This is a genomic window from Ascidiimonas meishanensis, from assembly GCF_037782385.1.
Lineage (GTDB): Bacteria > Bacteroidota > Bacteroidia > Flavobacteriales > Flavobacteriaceae > Ascidiimonas > Ascidiimonas meishanensis.
In genome coordinates, this window is the sequence record NZ_JBBEXD010000008.1 from 70,629 (window position 1) to 89,099 (window position 18,471).

Here is an 18,471-nt window from a genome sequence, read left to right on the forward strand (position 1 = left end):
TTTATTTATTATCTAATACCCAGGTATCTTTACTACCGCCACCTTGTGATGAATTTACAACTAAGAATCCCTTGGTTAGCGCAACTCTTGTGAGGGCACCAGGAATTATTTTGACATTTTTTCCATACAACACATAAGGTCTTAAATCTACATGCCTGCCTTCTATGGTATCATCTGTCATAGTAGGCACCCTAGAAAGATTAATCATGGGTTGGGCAATATAATTTCTAGGGTTATTCTTGACTTTTAATGTAAAATCTTCAATTTCTTTCTTTGTTGCATGCGGGCCTATTAGCATTCCATAACCACCAGACCCATCAGTTTGCTTAACTACAAGCTTGTCTATATTTTCAAGGACATATGTAAGATCCTGTTTTTCGGCACAGATATAGGTTTTAATGTTAGGGAGTAATACGTCTTCTCCTAAATAGTATTTAATAAGTCTAGGGATATATGCATATACCGCTTTATCATCGGCAACTCCTGCTCCTGGAGCATTTACCAATACCACATTTCCTTTCAGGTATGCCTCAAAAATACCAGGAGTTCCAAGCATTGAATTCTTGTTGAAAACTAAGGGATCTAAAAAATCATCATCTACACGCCGATAAATCACGTCTACTTTCTGCAACCCTTTAGTAGTAATCATATAAACAAAGTTGTTTTTAACTACCAAATCTCTTCCTTCAACCAGTTCTGCACCCATTTGTTGTGCCAAATAGGCATGTTCAAAATAGGCCGAATTATAAATGCCAGGAGTTAGAACTGCTATAGAGGCGGGAGATTCCTGAGTAAGGGATTCCAGCATATCCCTCAAATAATGTGAATAATCATGAACTGGGCGTACATGTAGTTTTTCAAATATTTCTGGAAAAGTACGTTTAAGAATTTCCCGATTCTCCAACATATATGAAACACCCGAAGGGCATCTTAGATTATCTTCCAATACATGAAAATCGCCCTTTATATCTCTTATCAAATCTGTTCCAGAAATATGGCTCCAAACATTTTCTGGTGGTTTAAACCCAACACATTCTTTTAAATAACCTGCACTAGATAAGACTAATTCTTTTGGGATCACTTTATCTTTTAGTACTTTTTGGTCGTTATAAATATCGTTAATAAACATATTAAGCGCTACAATTCTTTGCTCTAATCCCTTTGCAAGTAAATCCCAGTCCGAACCGCTTACGATTCTAGGAATAATATCTAAGTGGAGAATACGTTCTACACCCTGATTATCGCTATAGACATTAAAGGTCATGCCTAAAGATAATTGGGCTCTGTCTGTTGCATGCTGTAAGAATTCTAATTTATTTCGGCTTAACTTTTCTAATCGTTTTTTAAATAGTTCATAACTAGGTCTTACTGTTTTATTAGGATCAAACATCTCATCATAAAAACCACTGGTTTCATATTTTGAAAAATCAATTTTAGACATATTACTTTTTTATAAATTATAGAAGAATGAACTTCTTTGAAAGATACTGTTAAATAATAAAGAATAACAGGAGATTGGCAATCAATATAGATAAAATGTAAAAACTTATATTTCTAAGATCACACATAAATAATTACAATTCAATATAGCAAGTATAACTAACAATTACTACTACCCAGGTAGCAGACACATATTGCTTGGATAATAACTTACACAATTTATTTAAAACTTTCATAGTTTTAACCATTAAAATTTTAATCAGAAGATGAGGTATTCAAAATAGTTATAAAAAGTTCCGAATTTGCTGTCTTATATAGTTTAATGCATCAAGATCATTTAAATTTTTAGATGGCTCTTTTTGGCAATAACAACTGGTGTATAAATGTCATTTTTTCAATCACCTTTTCATTAACCACGAATGGGTATACATCTGGTAACCCCATAGCCCTATTGATGCTATTGACGGCAAATGATAAAGGTATACAAGTATTGATGATAGTTTTGAAGTCTTTTTCCTTATAAGGATCAAATGTAACTTTTGCTTTCATATGGTTTGAAGCTCCCGTAGGTTTTACTCGCAAACGAAAAAAATGAGCCGTTTCTACCATATCCATAATGTGGAGATAATGTGCCCAGGTTTCTGCCCAATCTTCCCAAGGATGTGATGTGGCATACTTACTAATAAATGAATCTTGCCAATCAACAGGAGCCCCATTATCATAATAACTTTGTAATGCTTCACTGTAGTTTGCCTCTTCATTACCAAAGATTACTCTAAAAGCTTTTAGGACCTCTGGATGGATGAAAACCAATCGTTCCCAGAAATAATGACCCACTTCATGTCTTAAATGCCCAATAAGAGTTCTGTAAGGCTCTTGTAATTCTTTTCTGGTTTGTTCCCTTATAACGGAATCTGCTTCTCTAAGTAATATGGTGATAACACCATTGAAATGCCCTGTCATTATCTTAGGATTGTTTCTTTTGGCAATAAAATCAAAGCATAAACCTTCGTTGTTTCCAATTTTGCTTGGTAACTCCAAACCTGTTTTTTGAAGTTGATAAATGAGTCGGTGCTTGGCAACTTCTAAATTTTGCCACTTGAGAAAATTCTTTTTATCAGAAAGATTAGGGATGGTGCGATTGAGCTGGCAAGCACTGCAATATTGATTTGTGTCTTCTTTCTCTAATAGCCAATTACAGACGCCATGATCTTTGTTTTTGCAATACTTATATTCAATTTTTTCTCGATCAGAAATCAAAGTCGATCTCAAGGTGTCAAAGGTCAACATTTTACGATCATGATCGCGATAACCACAGGCATGCCCGCAATTCTCACATTCATTATTTTCAAAAAATAACGGGTGATTACAATGGCCACATTCAAAAACTTTCATAGGTGCTACTTTCGAATTGCTTACTGAACTAGTAAATTAAGAATACTATTTCCATTTTGTTTTATGATCATGGAAAATAAAAAATAAAATACCAATTAATTCTCGGGGGCAAAGATGGTTTATATTTTTTAAGAAAACCAGTCGCTTAAATGCTATTAATTTTATATTTCCATAAATATTTACTAGAAGACTTAACTGAAAAGTTATACAAGTTAATTTTTTTAGAGCAGCGTATTATATGAGATGAAATTGATAGTTTTTTTGATTGACTCCCATAGCTGAAAATCCAAAATAGTTATAGAAATAAATAAGGACACCACATTCCTTTAACCCTAAGGTAAATACCAAGCGGGAAAATATCATAGGATATTGAGCAACTTACAAAGAAAGTATTTAACCCCCATGTCTTCAAGGTCACTATATGAAGAATAAAACATAAAATGGTAGCGATGTCCTTATTTGAAAGAAAATCTCCAAGAGCCTATCTCTCTGATTCCTCAGTATGACCGAATACTTGAATTAAGAAGGAAGGTAAAAAACCTTTATAAAATATTAAATGTTTAGAAACCTGTGCTTTTTTGGTTTAATATATTAATTGAACTTAATTATAGGTAATTACCTACATTTCTTCTTTGTCTGAAAATCTAAACGTAAAATTGCCTACTAAAGAATCTATAGCATAGTAAGTTTAGTGAATATGGAATAAGACGTTCTTCTAAAAGTTTATTGATAAAGTTTACGGTAAATAAAAAAACAGGAAGAATAGAAGATTTATCAATTATAAGGAGCAAATACATTTTTGAAAACTTGTATTTCAAGAATATTGATAATATTACTTTATCACAACTCAAAATAGGGCTTTAAATTATGAATTCAGTATTAATAATACATATTATTAAGAAAAAACTAAGTTCAGTATTAAAGAACTTCGAAGGTTATTTAAAGTATTATACGAAGCTTGTGATCAAAAAAACGGATAAAAAAGGTATAAGGATCACATATTTTGAACTTAGTTAATAGGTCAATAATAAGAGGCAGGCAATAGATAAAATTAGATCAATAAAAAAATAAATATTTTAAAAAATCAAGGTTTTCTAGGGATTATTTGATTTAATTTTTTTTGATTTAAAATTTTGTGTGTAAGAAAAAAATTACGATCTTTAAAGAAATAAATTAATGTTTAGGTAAGTATTATTAAATTATTAATATGATTAAATACTTACTTAAGCTTTCTTGAAACAAATTACCCTAAAATTAATTAGTAAAAAGTACTTCATGTGACTGAGGGAAGCGAAGCTATAAATTTAAAACTAATTATTTCTATGAATTTTACCATTGGCTGGTATGCGTTGTATGTAAAGTCTCGTTGGGAGAATAAAGTTTATGAATCTTTAAATGATATTTCATTAGAATCGTTTTTACCACAAATAAAAACCATTCGAAATTGGAGCGATAGAAAGAAAACGATTCTTAAACCTTTATTCCCATCTTATGTTTTTGTGAATATAAAATCTTCTTTAGAATTTCATAAAGCGTTATCGGTTAACGGTGCTTGCGCTTACATTCGCTTTGGAAAAGAATATGCTCGTGTTACAGAAAAGGAAATTGATCAAATAAAGTTTTTGGTTGGCGACGAAAATATTATTGATATACAGACAAATGTTCAACTTCCTAAAGTTGGTGAAACTAAAAGGATTACTTATGGACCTTTAAATGGGTTGAATTGTGAAATCGTTAAAGCTAATAATCACAATAAAATCATAGTGAGGATTCATTCTTTGCGGCAGAATATTTTGGTAACAGTGCCTCTTCATTCTTTCAAAAGTATGGTATGATTATGATTATTTCTAAAAGATTTATAGTCAATAATTTAAGGTTGGAACTAACTCATATTTAAATTGATTTTTAGTATTTATCAAATTTATTTAATACGACCAGACTATTTGAAAAGATACGAACTCACTTCATTTTTTCTACAATTAACCTTAATAATTCAATACTTCTAGATAGGTCTAACGGATCATATATCTTTATTTAATACCAATAATATTATCTATTTTTTGAAAATAGATTTCTATATGTAATCGTTAGCATACTTTCTCGTCAACAGAAAATTTGAATAGAATTACACTAAACCTCCTCAAGAAAAATTACGCAATCAGATAAGTATCTTCATTAATAGAAAAAGTAAATAGATTTCCTTAAAAAGTAATGAAAAGCATGAATCTCTTTTATAGCTGTTACTTTTTCTGGACAACCTCGAATAATCATTATCCTTCTATTAAATGGATACAAGTCATTTACAACTCAGACAAAACTTTAATAGTATGAATATAATCGGAATAAATGGTGGGCCTAATCACCTCAACACAGTAATGCTTGAAAGTATCTTACCGGGACAATTAACAGATTCGTCAGTAGCGCTTCTAAAAGATGGTGATGTAATATTTGCATTGGAAGAAGAAAGAACAACAAGGATTAAACATACTAATTACTTTCCAAAAACTGCAATAGAACAATGCTTAATATACAATAATCTTGATTATAAAGATATAGACTATGTTGCTTTTGCTACTAGTAAAGAAACACTAGAAAGTTTTGCCCCAGCTTTTATAAAAGGGCCTCTGCCTGCCAATGTAGCTTTGGTAATAGCTAAGAATATTTTTAAGGAGCATACGGGATATGAATTGGAGTTAAGCCAAATAAAGTTATATGACCATCATTATTGTCATGCACTTTCCACATTTTGTAAATCTGGTTTTGATAAAAGTCTTGTGGTAACACTCGATGGTTCTGGAAATGGGTTATCGGGGACGGTATATGTAGGAGAAGGAAACGAACTTGAACGCCTAAAACATTTTCCGATAGAAAAATCACTGGGATTCCTTTACCTAGAAGTTACCAAATTCCTAGGGATGAAACTCTTTGACGAATATAAAATTATGGGACTAGCGCCCTATGGTGATTCAACCGTTTATAGTAAGCTATTTGAATCTTTTTATACCTTACTACCTGATGGTGAATTCGCAGTACACTTTAATAAGCTTTCACTTTTACAAACCATTTGCCCTAAGAGAAATAAAAAAGATCCTATAACTAAGGAACATAAAGATATAGCAGCAGCATTGCAAGCCGCGTTAGAGCGAATAGTGTTCCATATTATCGCTCCGTTACAGCAACAAACCAAGCTAAAAAAATTATGTATGGCAGGAGGTGTAGCTCTCAACTGTAAAATGGGAGGTGAGTTGTTGCACGCAGGTCTATTTGAGGAAATATTTGTATTTCCTGCAGCTGGTGATAACGGACTTTCTTCGGGAGCAGCATTTGCATGTTACCTGGAAACAGGAAACGAATTTGTTAACAGTAAAATAGCATCCACCTCTCTAGGAAAACATTTCAATTCAAAAGAAATTGAAAGAGAACTTCAAAAATGGAACGGTTTTGTCGATCTCAGCAAGTCAGATCAAATTTATGAAGATGCCGCTGATTTACTTGCTAGTGGTGAAGTGCTAGGATGGTTTAGAGGAAGAGAAGAATATGGCCCAAGGGCATTGGGAAATAGGAGTATAGTAGCAGACCCTAGGCCTGCTGATAATAAAGAACGCATTAATGCGATCATAAAAATGAGGGAGGGCTTCAGGCCATTTGCGCCTGCAATTCTAGAAGAACATTTTGAAGAGTATTTTGAGACCCCTGCGAATGGTCAAAAGGAATTCCCCTTTATGACATTCATCTTAAAGGCCCAAGAGAAATATAGAAATGTGTTAAATGCGGTTGTGCATGTGGATGGTTCGGCGAGAGTGCAAACAGTGCCTAAAAATGCCAACAAAGATTTCTGGAACCTAATCAACGCTTTTTATGAACGAACTGGAACACCAGTGCTATTAAACACATCACTCAATAACAACTTTGAACCCATTGTACATAGTCCTGAAAATATTATGGGTTTTTTACTAACGAGTAACGTAAATTATGTGATTATTGAGGACTACATTGTACATAAAAAAGTCTTGAACGGTGATCATGCCATTTATGCTAGGCCAGAACTATGTGCGCATATATCACTATCTACTAGAGAGGCAGTTGCCAACAAACATTTTTTATATAATACATACCTGAGTGAAGAAACGGAAATATCAGAAAAACTTTGGAATGTATTGAATGAACAACTGGTAGTTAATTTTTCTCAATCTACTCCTTTACTTGATGAAATAATAGATATCTGGAGACAAAGACTTATAAAGGTGCAGCCGCAAAAAGTACTTGCCCATAAAACAGAAAAACTATTAAAACTTTAAATCTATAAAGTGTAATCAATTTTATAAATAGCAAACTAACTAAAATATAAACGCGTGAAAACTATCGATACTGTAAAAGCATTGAGTTCCAATGAATTCTACAATTCTTATTTTGACAAAAAACCAGTTATAGTGAAAGGGGGAATAAAAGAAACCAGGTTTTATAAAAATTGGTCTATGGATTACCTTAAGCAAAAGATTGGATCTAAGCGTGTTATTCTTAATCATGCACCTTCAAGACTTTATAATAATGCCATTTCAGAAATAAAAACTATGGAAGGTACTTTTCATGAGATGGCAGACAGGCTACTTCATAAAAAAGTAGATAATGGGAGCTATTATCTGGCACAATCTTCCATTGGACAAAATTTTCCTGAGTTGCTAGCTGATTTGGAAACTCCCGCACATATCAAAGAATCCGATCTCTTATTGGCAACTAATATGTGGTTGGGAGGAGCAGGTTGCGATTCAGGATTACACTATGATTTTAATCATAATTTCTTTCTACAAGTAATAGGACAAAAGGAACTTGTACTATTTTCTCCACAAGATTCAGATTACCTATACCCTAGTAATAAAGAAGGATTTCAGCATATGAGCCAAATAGCGTTGCAAAATGTTGATGAAAAGCGTTTTCCACTATATGCAAAAGCGGAGCCTTTAAGTTTGGTGGTAGAAGCAGGAGATATGGTATATATCCCTTCATACTGGTGGCATAACTTAATTAGTCTTGAACTATCATTAAGTATAAATTACTGGTGGGTAACTTTCGATATACCATCTTCGCCACGTGCTAAAATGGTCTCCGTTCCTTTATTAAATCAGTTGGTACAGGGGTTTTTGTATAAAGGATGTAATATTGACCATGTTACAGAAGATGGTGAATTACTGCTCATTAAAGCCGTAAAGGAAGACTTCGCTAATATTGCTAAAGCAATGCTACTATCTGGAGCAAACGTAAACTCAAAAAGCCTAAAATTAATACCAGGAGCTTCTGCTTTGTACACTTCAGTACATTATAATCAACCTCAAATGACCAGTTTATTGTTAAAATTTGGTGCAAAAGACATACCATATGAGGGAAAAACAGCAACGAAATTAGCAGAAGAAAAAGGGGCTGATCAATTGATCTCTTTACTTCAAGGAAAGGCTACCATTTAAATCACAAAGAAACCTAAAACAAAATCAGGAAATTGAAAAAGCAAACCCTTATAGAAATTGCGAAAAGCAAGAGTTTACTTACCGACGTGGGGATTACTTTTATAAACGGAGTGAACGATGAAGATTTTCTGTCCTATGCCGAGTTGTACAGTTCCTCACTTAGAATTTTGGCTTTTTTGCAGCAAAAAGGACTTGAGCCTGGAGAAGAATTACTACTCCAAATAGAGGATAATAAGAATTTTATACTTGTTTTTTGGGCATGTATTTTAGGAAGAATTATTCCAATACCTTTAACAATAAGCCATCAGGATGAGCGTAAAAAGAAATTTTATAATGTATGTGAAGTACTAAACAAACCACATCTCATTGGTTCAGAAGAAATACTCGTAGGTTTAGAAAAATATGCACATGATAATGGACTTATCCACTTCTATTCAAAGGTCAAAGAAAACTATATCAATATTGACGATATATTAAGTCTAGAAGCGCAGGGTAGAATAGTGGAAGCTCAACCTGATGACCTTGCTTTCATTCAGTTCTCATCAGGATCAACAGGAAACCCGAAGGGGGTTATGCTCACTCATGAAAACCTGATCACTAATGTAAAAGCTATAGCTAATGCTGCTTCGTATTCCTCTACAGATGCCATGTTGAGTTGGATGCCCTTAACGCACGATATGGGTTTGATAGGTTTTCATATTAATCCTCTGTATTGCGGTATGAATCATTATGTGATTCCCACCAACGTTTTTGTTCGTAGGCCGTCACTTTGGTTTGAAAAAGCCTCAGAACATAGAGTAAGTATTTTGAGCTCACCGAATTTCGGATACAAATACATCATGAAGCATTGCTTGGAACCAGAAAAATATGAATGGGATCTGTCCTCTGTGCGATTAATATACAATGGAGCAGAACCTATATCAGAACAACTATGTTTCAATTTCCTTGAATGGGGAAAGGTTTTTGGATTACGTTCACAAGCCATGTGCCCTGTATACGGTCTGGCAGAAGCCAGTCTAGCAGTAAGTATCTCTAAACTTGAAGATCCTATTATTTCATGCCAGTTAAGAAGAGATACATTAAATTTTGGAGATAAGATTGTATTCACTTCGGAAGAAGAACAAGCAGTATCATTTGTTAATGTAGGAACATCTATAGATAACTGTGATGTTGCTATTGCCGATAATGCCATAAATCTGGTAGAGGAAGAAATAATAGGGCATATTGTAATAAAAGGTGACAATGTAACTTCCGGTTATTATAACAATATAAAAAAAACCAAAGAAGTTATTAAAAATGGATGGTTGAAAACTGGCGATCTTGGGTTTTTGAAAGACGGTTGTCTTTATATTACTGGAAGAGATAAAGATATCATTTTTGTAAATGGGCAAAATTACTACCCACATGATATTGAAAGTATTGCTCAGGAATTAGAAGAAATTGAACTCAATAAAATTGTAGTGGTAGGTTTTTTCAATACAGTTACCCAAGTTGAAGAAACTATTGCCTTTATTTTCTTTAGGGGAAAACCTGAAAAATTCGTAGAAATAGCTTTAGCAGTAAGATCTCATATTAACTCTAGAATTGGTGTTTCTGTAAATCGTATTCTACCTGTTAAAAACATTCCTAGAACTACCAGTGGCAAATTACAACGCTTTAAGCTTCTGGAAGAATACATACATGGAGATCATCATGAAATTGAAACAGAATTAGCTAAGCTCATTCAGGAGTATTTGAAAGACAATATCCAAATAGTTACCCCAGAAAATGAAATTGAAGAAAAACTACTCTCTATTTGGAAACGTATGCTCAATAATGAGCAAATAGGAGTTACCAATAAATTTTTTGAAATAGGAGGAACCTCATTAAAAGCTGCAGAAATTATCATGACGCTGGAAAGCGTTTTTGAAGTAGAGATTCCTTTTACCGTTTTTTACAATACACAGACTGTTAGAGAACTGGCTGAAAAGATAGGTCAGTTTAACAAAAAAGAATATGTACCTATTTCAAAAGCAAAAGAAAAAAGATATTATGAGATATCTCCAGCTCAGCAACGCATATTTTACGCTTGGCAGCTTAACAAAAATTCTACAGCCTATAATATTCCTGTTGCATTTACTATTAATGGAGACCTTGAACTACAAAAAGTACAGGAAACCTTAAATAAACTCGCTTTAAGGCACACTGTTTTAAGGGCATCGTTTCCATTAGTAGGAACTCCAAAATATACGGTAAAAGAGCATGTGAACATACCGATGGAATATCTGGAGTGCAAAGCCCGAGAAGTAGATGAAATACTGAAAAAACTGGTTAAACCCTTTGACCTCAATTCTAAGGTACTGATGCGATGTGCGATCTTAAATGTGGAGAATGATGAAACTATCCTATTTTTTGATTTTCAGCATATTGTAATGGACGGACTTTCTATTCAAAAATTCATAAAAGAATTCAACCATATTTATGATAAGCAACCTTTAGAGGAACTTCCTATTGAATATAAAGATTATGTATCCTGGCAGGAGGATAACATAGTAAAGAATAAATTCAAGAATCAGGAAAAATTCTGGATAGATCTCTTTGAAGATGGAGTTCCAATACTAGAATTACCAATAGACCATCCGAGACCTGCACTTCTAGATACCAAAGGAAAACGCGTAAAATTTCAACTTACAGAAACTACAAGTATAAAGTTGAAAGAACTGGCAAAAGAAAATGCTATCACATTGCATATGCTCATATTTAGTATTCACAAATGGTTTTTGGCAAAAATAACCAGACAAACAGAAATTGTTATTGGGATTCCAGTTTCGGGAAGGATGCATATTGACCTTCAGAATATACTCGGAATGTTTGTAAACAACCTACCTATACTTACAAAAATAAACAAATATGAAAGCTTTACGGACTCGTTAAAAAGAGATATTGAATTAATGAAAAAATGTCTGGCAAATCAGGATTATCCTTATTCAGTTTTGGTCGATAAGCTTCTTACAAATCGGGATGTCAGTAGAAACCCTTTATTTGATACCATGTTTTTGTTTCCACCCTCCTTGGAGGTGAATAAAACAGAAACATACAGTCTTTCACAACGCTTTTTTGATCCGGGGTTTTCAAAATTTGATTTTTCCTTGGAAGTCTTTGAAGAAAAACAGCACCTTTCTTATGTAGTGGAGCATTCAATAGCTCTTTTTAATACGGATATAGCATCTTATGTATCATCATATTTTGAGCGAATGATAGCCCAGATTATTAAAGATCCGCATATACTATTTTCAGATATATCATTGTTAGATTCTAAGGGTTTAAAAGATCAAATCAATGTATTTAATGCTACTCAAGTAACATTCTCAGATACAGAAACAGTTCTAAGCCTGTTTGAGAAGCAGGTAGTGATGAAACCCAATGATATTGCAATAGAAACAGATAATAAAACCATAACATACAGAATAGTAAACGAGAAGGCAGAAACTTTTAAAAGATTTCTTCTACAAAAGAAAGTAACAAAGGGAGATGTTATTGCTGTAAGCTTGCCACAAAGCCCAGAATTGATCTATGTCTTATTGGGAATTCTTAAAGCAGGAGCCGTTTACTTGCCCATAGCAGAAGAAACACCAGAAGAACGATTAAAGTTTATCGTTATCGACAGTAACAGTAAATATCTGGTATGCTTGGAAAATAAAGAATTGACGCCATCTGCGTGCGAATGTATCACTTTAAATACCGATTTTATAAAATGTCAGAATGAGATAACTCCTAACTTTTCCATACTGCAACAAGATACAGCGTATATTATTTACACCTCCGGGACAACGGGAAACCCCAAAGGAGTAAAGGTTGGGCACAAGTCAATTGCGAACTATCTACAGTGGGCTTCAAAGGAATATTTGAATGGAGAATCATTGGCTTTTCCATTCTTTACATCTATAGATTTTGATTTAACCCTGACCTCTATTTTCCTTCCACTTATTTCAGGGAACAAAGTAGTAATTTACAATAGTAATCAAAATGAAATGCCATTGAAAAGGGTATTTACCGAACATAAATCAGCAATTGTAAAACTGACGCCATCACACATAAAAGTTCTTATTAATAATAAAATACCTGTTGCCTCATCAATTAAAAAGATCATTGTGGGAGGAGAGAAACTAACTTCCAAAATAGCAAATGGCTTTCTTGAACTTTGCTCACATGAGGTTGTTATTTACAATGAATATGGCCCTACAGAAGCTACTGTTGGTTGTATGGTTCATAGATTTGAACCATTTGAAGACACTATAACAGTTCCTATAGGAAAACCAATTGCCAATGCTAAGATTTATATCCTTGATGAATTTAAAAAACCTGTTCCAAAAGGGGTGATTGGTGAAATTTATATTGCAGGAGATTGCTTGGGCCAGGGGTACATAAATAACGAAACACTTACTGATGAAAAATTTATTCCAAATCCTTTTGTGGAAGGAGGGTTGATGTATGCTTCAGGCGACTTGGCCAAAATAATGTATTCCGGAATTATGGAATATATCGGCAGAAGTGATGAGCAGTTAAAAATTAACGGGTATCGTATAGAAAAAGAAGAAATCAAACAGGTATTAACAAGCTATAAGGGTATAAAAGATGTGGTGATTATTTCTGCTCCCAATAATCAAGAACAGCTTGAACTTTATGCCTATTTTATGATTGATAACACTATTATCGGCGAAATAAATGAGATGCCTCTTAAAACATGGTTACTGGATAAGATTCCTCATTATATGATTCCGAAATACTTCATACAAGTTGATGCTATTCCTTTAACCAAGAACGGGAAAACAGATATTGAAAAATTACTTAAGCTGAAACAGCACCCAATTGATTTGAATCCCGATAGCATATCAGGAACTCTTAGTAGGAAAATCGTAACAGTATACAAAACTGTTATGGAAAACCTACATTTTGGGATGCAATCAAACTTCTATGAATTTGGAGGCGATTCTATTAAAGCAACACAAATTGCGTCTAAACTGCATCAGGAAAATATTAGGGTTAGTCCAAAAGAAGTACTTACATATAACACCGTTGCACAACTCTCGTATTTTTTGGAAAACAATCCGGACTGGGAAGAGCACCATGTAGCCAATTATGAACAGAATATCCTTACGGGAAAGAAAGAACGTACCGCTGTAGAAAAATGGTTTTTTGATAAAAAATTTACGAATCCGAATTTCTATAATCAATCCATATTACTCAAATTACACCAGTCAATACACAAAGAAGCACTTCAAAGAACATTTCAGGAACTCATCATACACCATGATGGACTTAGGTTAAATTTAGATAAGAAAAGCGGAAAATTATTTTATAATACAAAGCACTTAGAACGTGATATTGAAGTTGAGGAATTTGCCCTCAATTCGGAAAATGAATTAACTGAATGCTCTACACTTGTAAGAAATACTTTTGATTTAGCCCATAGCTTATTAATCAAAGTAGCACTAATCAAACTTAGAGAAAATCAGGAACAATTCCTGTTTATAACAGCACATCATCTGGTAGTTGATGGAATTTCATGGAGAATACTCTTAGAAGATTTTTACAGGATATATCATAGTATAACAAAAGCTGAAGAAATAAAACACCTCCAAAAAACAGCTTCACCATCGTACTTTGCAAAATCGTTGAAGCAATATTATAATGAAGAAAAACTTGCCGCAGAACTCCCTTACTGGGAGGCTATAGCCAACACACCATTTCAATTACCAGCGCATAATAAGCAAGCAAAAAGTACGATTAAGGACATAGCAATTACATCAATAAAAGTTAATCAACAAACTACAGAGTGGCTGCTAAAAGAGACTGCTGCCTACCATGTTGATATTCTTTTGATATTAAATACCGTTCTGTCAAAAACGATAGCGAAATGGATGGACACTTCTAAAATAAAGATTGAATTGGAAAATCATGGCAGGCATATAAATACTGTTGATGTATCCAGGACAGTAGGTTGGTTTACAGTAATGCACCCTGTCGTTTTTGATATGGAAGGAACCTTATTACACAACCTGCAATCAGTTAAAGAAGTTATGAACAACATTCCAGAACGCGGTTTGGGCTATGGAATGTTAAAGCATAGAATGAATAGTGCTAAGGATACCATAACTCCTCTAAGATTTAATTACCTAGGACAATTTGGAAGCGAACTCTCCAATGATTTCTTTTCAATAGAGCAGCAAGCTACAAGACAAGAATCAGATATTATAAATCAGATCACTGCAACATTAGAAATTAATGCAATGGTAATTTCTGGAGAACTAAGCATTGAATGGAGTTATGACACCAAAGCTTTTAAGGAAGAGACAATACATATGCTCAAAGGGTTATTTCTAAAGTACCTACATGAACTTAAAAGTGAGCTCCAAAAAAATAATGAACCACTTCTAACACCATCAGATTTTGACGATTTGGAAATATCGCAAAACGAATTAGATGCACTGTTTAGCTAATTATTATCCTATATACTAAAAATTAAAGCTTATCCTAATGGATATTAAAAAATCAAATGTCAAAGATATTGTAGAACTAAATATGGTTCAGAAAGGAATGTTATTTAATTCACTTAAAGAAGGAAATAACAGCCTTTACAATATTCAGGTTTGTATTGATATATCGGGTAGTCTGCATCTTGATACGATAGCCGCTGCTATAAAGCAAGTTCAAAAAGATAATGATGTATTACGCTCTGTTTTTGAATGGGAAAAAACGAGTAAGCCCTTACAGATCATCCTCAAAGAAACAGCCTTTAATTTTAAAACATATATTCTCTCGGAACTTTCGGAAAATACGATTGAAGAATATATTGAAAAAGATAAACAAAAGAGCTTTGACCTAACGAATGAAACTCCAGTTAGAATAACATTGGTTAGCACAGGTGAAGATATACAGACACTTATTATTACGCATCATCATATTCTGTATGATGGGTGGAGCACAGGAATTATCCTTAAAGAGCTATTTACAAATTATTATAATCTGAATAAAGAACATTTTTTACAAGGGCAAATAAAAACAAACTACAAAAATATTGTAGCTGCCATAAACAAGGGATACGATAAAGCTAGAGCTTACGAAAATTGGGAAGCGTATTTGCAAGGTTATGAAATAAAGGAACTAAACACTTCGGTTCTAAACAAAGCGCATCACAATTTCAGGGAAATTAAACAGTATTCTCGCTCATTTTCTCTTGAAAACATAACTGCATTTTCACAAAGACATAAAGTTACCAAAGCTGCTATCATGTATGCAGCTTATGGAATACTTCTTCAAAAATACCTCAATACAGACGATATCGTATTTGGGACTCCTGTATCCAACAGAAATCCTTTGCTTACAGGAGCAGACGAAGTAGTAGGAAACTTTATCAATACATTACCAGTAAGGTGTCAACACAATTCCGGAGACTCTGTTTTAGAAGTTATCAAAAATGTAAATATCCGTTTAAAAGAGCAAAGTGATCTTTCACAGTCTGCCGTATCATATGGAGAAATAAAAAAGATAATGGGGTTAAGACCAGATCAGGTACTGTTTGACTCTATTCTGGCAATTGAGAATTATCCGCTCGACCTGAAAGCCATAAATCAAAATGAGGAATTTAAAATTGAGTTGAGGTCATCCTATGAACATATAGAAACTCCACTTATGCTACAGGTGTTTTTTGAAGAACATATTACAGTTTCCTATCTCTATCATACCAATTATTTCAGTAATGAATTTATTGAACGATTTGCTCTTCACTTCAACACTATTCTTAATGAAATTGTACAGACTCCCGAAAAATCAGTCGAAAATATACAGTATTTGACACCATCAGAAGAGGCACAGCTTATTCATGAATTTAACAAAACCGAGCTTAACTTAGCTAAGGATAGTACGGTTTTAGAAGCCTTTGATTATTGGGTGAATACAACTCCGGAGGCAATAGCCATAAATTTTCAGGATGAAGAAATAACTTATGGAGCACTTCACAAAAAAGTAAACAGTTTTGCAAAGCTTTTAACAGCAAATGGAGTCAAATCAGAAGATATAATTCCTGTTTGCCTATACCCTTCAATAGATATGTTAGTGGGCTTGTTGGCAGTAATGAAATCTGGTGGGGCTTATGTGCCTGTTGACCCTGAATATCCTGAAGATCGTATTAGCTTTATTATAAAAGATACCAAAGCAAAAGCAATACTAACCCATTCATCGTTGTACAAAAATTTTAATGAAAAATATACAGGGCATATTATTAACCTTGATGGCGATTATGAAAATGATAATACATTTTTTCATAAAAAGGTGCTGGCGAATCAACGTGCTTATGTAATCTATACATCTGGAACAACAGGAACACCAAAAGGCGTTGTAATATCGCATGCTGCACTCTACAATTTTATGAAAAGCATGGAAGATATTATAGGTGTTACTAAAAAAGTACGCTTTTTAGGAGTCACTAGTTTTACTTTTGACATCTCTATTTTAGAATTCTTTCTTCCATTAACTTTGGGTGGACAACTTGTATTAGCAAATAATGAGCAATCAAAAAACCCAGAACTATTAAAGCAATACATTGCTGAAACAAATCCAACACATATACAAACCACGCCATCCAGATGGCAAATGCTTTTGGACGTAGGCTTTCGCAACGATGGAGAAGCTTGCATTCTCTCTGGAGGTGAGGCGCTAACAAAAAAACTTAAATCGGAATTAATTCAGAGAGCACCAAATGGTCTTTTGAATATGTATGGCCCTACCGAAACCACGATATGGTCTTGTGTGAAATTAATAACTGCTGATGAAGCAGTAACTATAGGAAAACCTATAGGCAATACGCAGATACACATAACAGATACTGATATGAATTTGGTGCCAGTTGGAATTACAGGGGAATTATGTATATCTGGAGACGGAGTAGCCATGGGATATTTAAATAGAGCAGAACTTACAAATACTAAATTTTTAGATAATCCATTTATAAAGGGGAAGCGCCTATACAAAACAGGAGATATGGCGCGATGGCTACCAAATGGCGAAATTGAATGTCTTGGTAGAAAAGACAATCAGGTGAAAATAAGAGGGTATAGAATTGAATTAGAAGAAATTGATTCTCAATTGGAAAAAATTGAAGGAATTAACCAAGCAGTTACATTGGTTAAAGAAAGTGCTTCAGGAATAAAACAATTAATTTCTTATCTCCATATGCCACATAAGCCGAATATCAAAAAGATAATGGAAAAGCTTCGGGAAAAACTACCCGGCTATATGATTCCTAAGCTTTTTGTTGAAGTTGACGAATATCCGCTTACGGTAAGTGGTAAAATAGACCGTAAAAAGCTTTTGGAAAAGTCTGTTAATATTTCGGTATCACATAATGATGCTCCCCCAAAAACCGAATTGGAAAAAAAACTTGCAGGAATCATTCAGGAACTCTTAGGTCTTGAAAAAGTAGGTGTTCTTGATGGTTTCTTTGAATTGGGAGGAGATTCTATAACTATGATGAGTTTCATACTTCGCATCAAAAAAGAATTTCAGGTAACTATACCATTCAATACCTTTTTCCAATATCAAAATATAGACGCTCTGGCGAAAATGATAAAAATTTCTACATCAATGTCAGACGAAATTGAACATGAAGAAGGAGAAACAATATTCATATAATACCAGTCAAGTCACTTCCAGATTCTTCAGAAAATCTTGATATAAGATCATAAATTACAATGACCAAAGAAAACATTTTAAATATAGTAAATGACGCTATAGACGAAGGCGTTCTGTTATTTGTTGAAAATAATAAGCTTGGAATTAAGACAACCAAAGGCAAAAGGATGTCTGAATCACTTCTTGAAAATATTAAAATACACAAGGAGGCCATTATTTCCTTTTTAGAAAATGATTTAAAGGAAATTAATAAAGTCTCTACAGCTGGGCAGATTATAAAGAAAAAAGCGAGTAGCTATAATAAGATGATCCCCTTGTCGTTTTCCCAAGAGCGCTTGTGGTTCCTGGATAAATTTGAAGGCACAACAAACTATCACCTATCTTCGGTATTACGTATTACTGGAAATCTGGATATAGAACTCTTATCTTCCTGTTTCAAACAAACTGTTAATCGTCATGAATCACTACGCACCGTATTTCTGGAAAAAGAAGGAGTTGGCTACCAAGA

8 protein-coding genes are annotated in these 18,471 nt (G+C 33.6%); 6 read left to right on the forward strand and 2 right to left on the reverse strand.

Annotated features, from left to right (window positions below):
- Nucleotide 1: 1 nt before the first annotated feature.
- Both WBG07_RS14610 and WBG07_RS14615 read right to left on the reverse strand, forming a co-directional pair.
- The gene (locus WBG07_RS14610) at nucleotides 2-1,441 is read right to left on the reverse strand and encodes a circularly permuted type 2 ATP-grasp protein (protein WP_340202263.1); all 1,440 of its coding nucleotides are present in this window, start codon (nucleotides 1,439-1,441) and stop codon (nucleotides 2-4) included.
- Between the two features lie 344 nt (nucleotides 1,442-1,785).
- A complete protein-coding gene (locus WBG07_RS14615; RefSeq protein ID WP_340202264.1) occupies nucleotides 1,786-2,835 on the reverse strand; it encodes a zinc-binding metallopeptidase family protein in 1,050 nt (349 codons plus the stop codon).
- Between the two features lie 1,322 nt (nucleotides 2,836-4,157).
- Here WBG07_RS14615 and WBG07_RS14620 point away from each other — a divergent pair.
- The 6 genes from WBG07_RS14620 to WBG07_RS14645 all read left to right on the forward strand — a co-directional run.
- A complete protein-coding gene (locus WBG07_RS14620; RefSeq protein ID WP_340202265.1) occupies nucleotides 4,158-4,670 on the forward strand; it encodes a UpxY family transcription antiterminator in 513 nt (170 codons plus the stop codon).
- Between the two features lie 492 nt (nucleotides 4,671-5,162).
- A complete protein-coding gene (locus WBG07_RS14625) occupies nucleotides 5,163-7,133 on the forward strand; it encodes a carbamoyltransferase family protein (protein ID WP_340202266.1) in 1,971 nt (656 codons plus the stop codon).
- A gap of 54 nt (nucleotides 7,134-7,187) precedes the next feature.
- The gene (locus tag WBG07_RS14630; RefSeq protein WP_340202267.1) at nucleotides 7,188-8,294 is read left to right on the forward strand and encodes a cupin-like domain-containing protein; all 1,107 of its coding nucleotides are present in this window, start codon (nucleotides 7,188-7,190) and stop codon (nucleotides 8,292-8,294) included.
- 32 nt (nucleotides 8,295-8,326) lie between these two features.
- Complete coding sequence (locus tag WBG07_RS14635) at nucleotides 8,327-14,773, forward strand: amino acid adenylation domain-containing protein (protein ID WP_340202268.1); 6,447 nt, start codon at nucleotides 8,327-8,329, stop codon at nucleotides 14,771-14,773.
- A gap of 37 nt (nucleotides 14,774-14,810) precedes the next feature.
- Nucleotides 14,811-17,963: a non-ribosomal peptide synthetase gene (locus WBG07_RS14640; RefSeq protein WP_340202269.1), complete on the forward strand. Its 3,153-nt coding sequence runs from the start codon at nucleotides 14,811-14,813 to the stop codon at nucleotides 17,961-17,963.
- A 59-nt stretch (nucleotides 17,964-18,022) separates the two neighbouring features.
- The coding region (locus tag WBG07_RS14645; RefSeq protein WP_340202270.1) for a condensation domain-containing protein at nucleotides 18,023-18,471 on the forward strand (449 nt) is incomplete at its 3' end.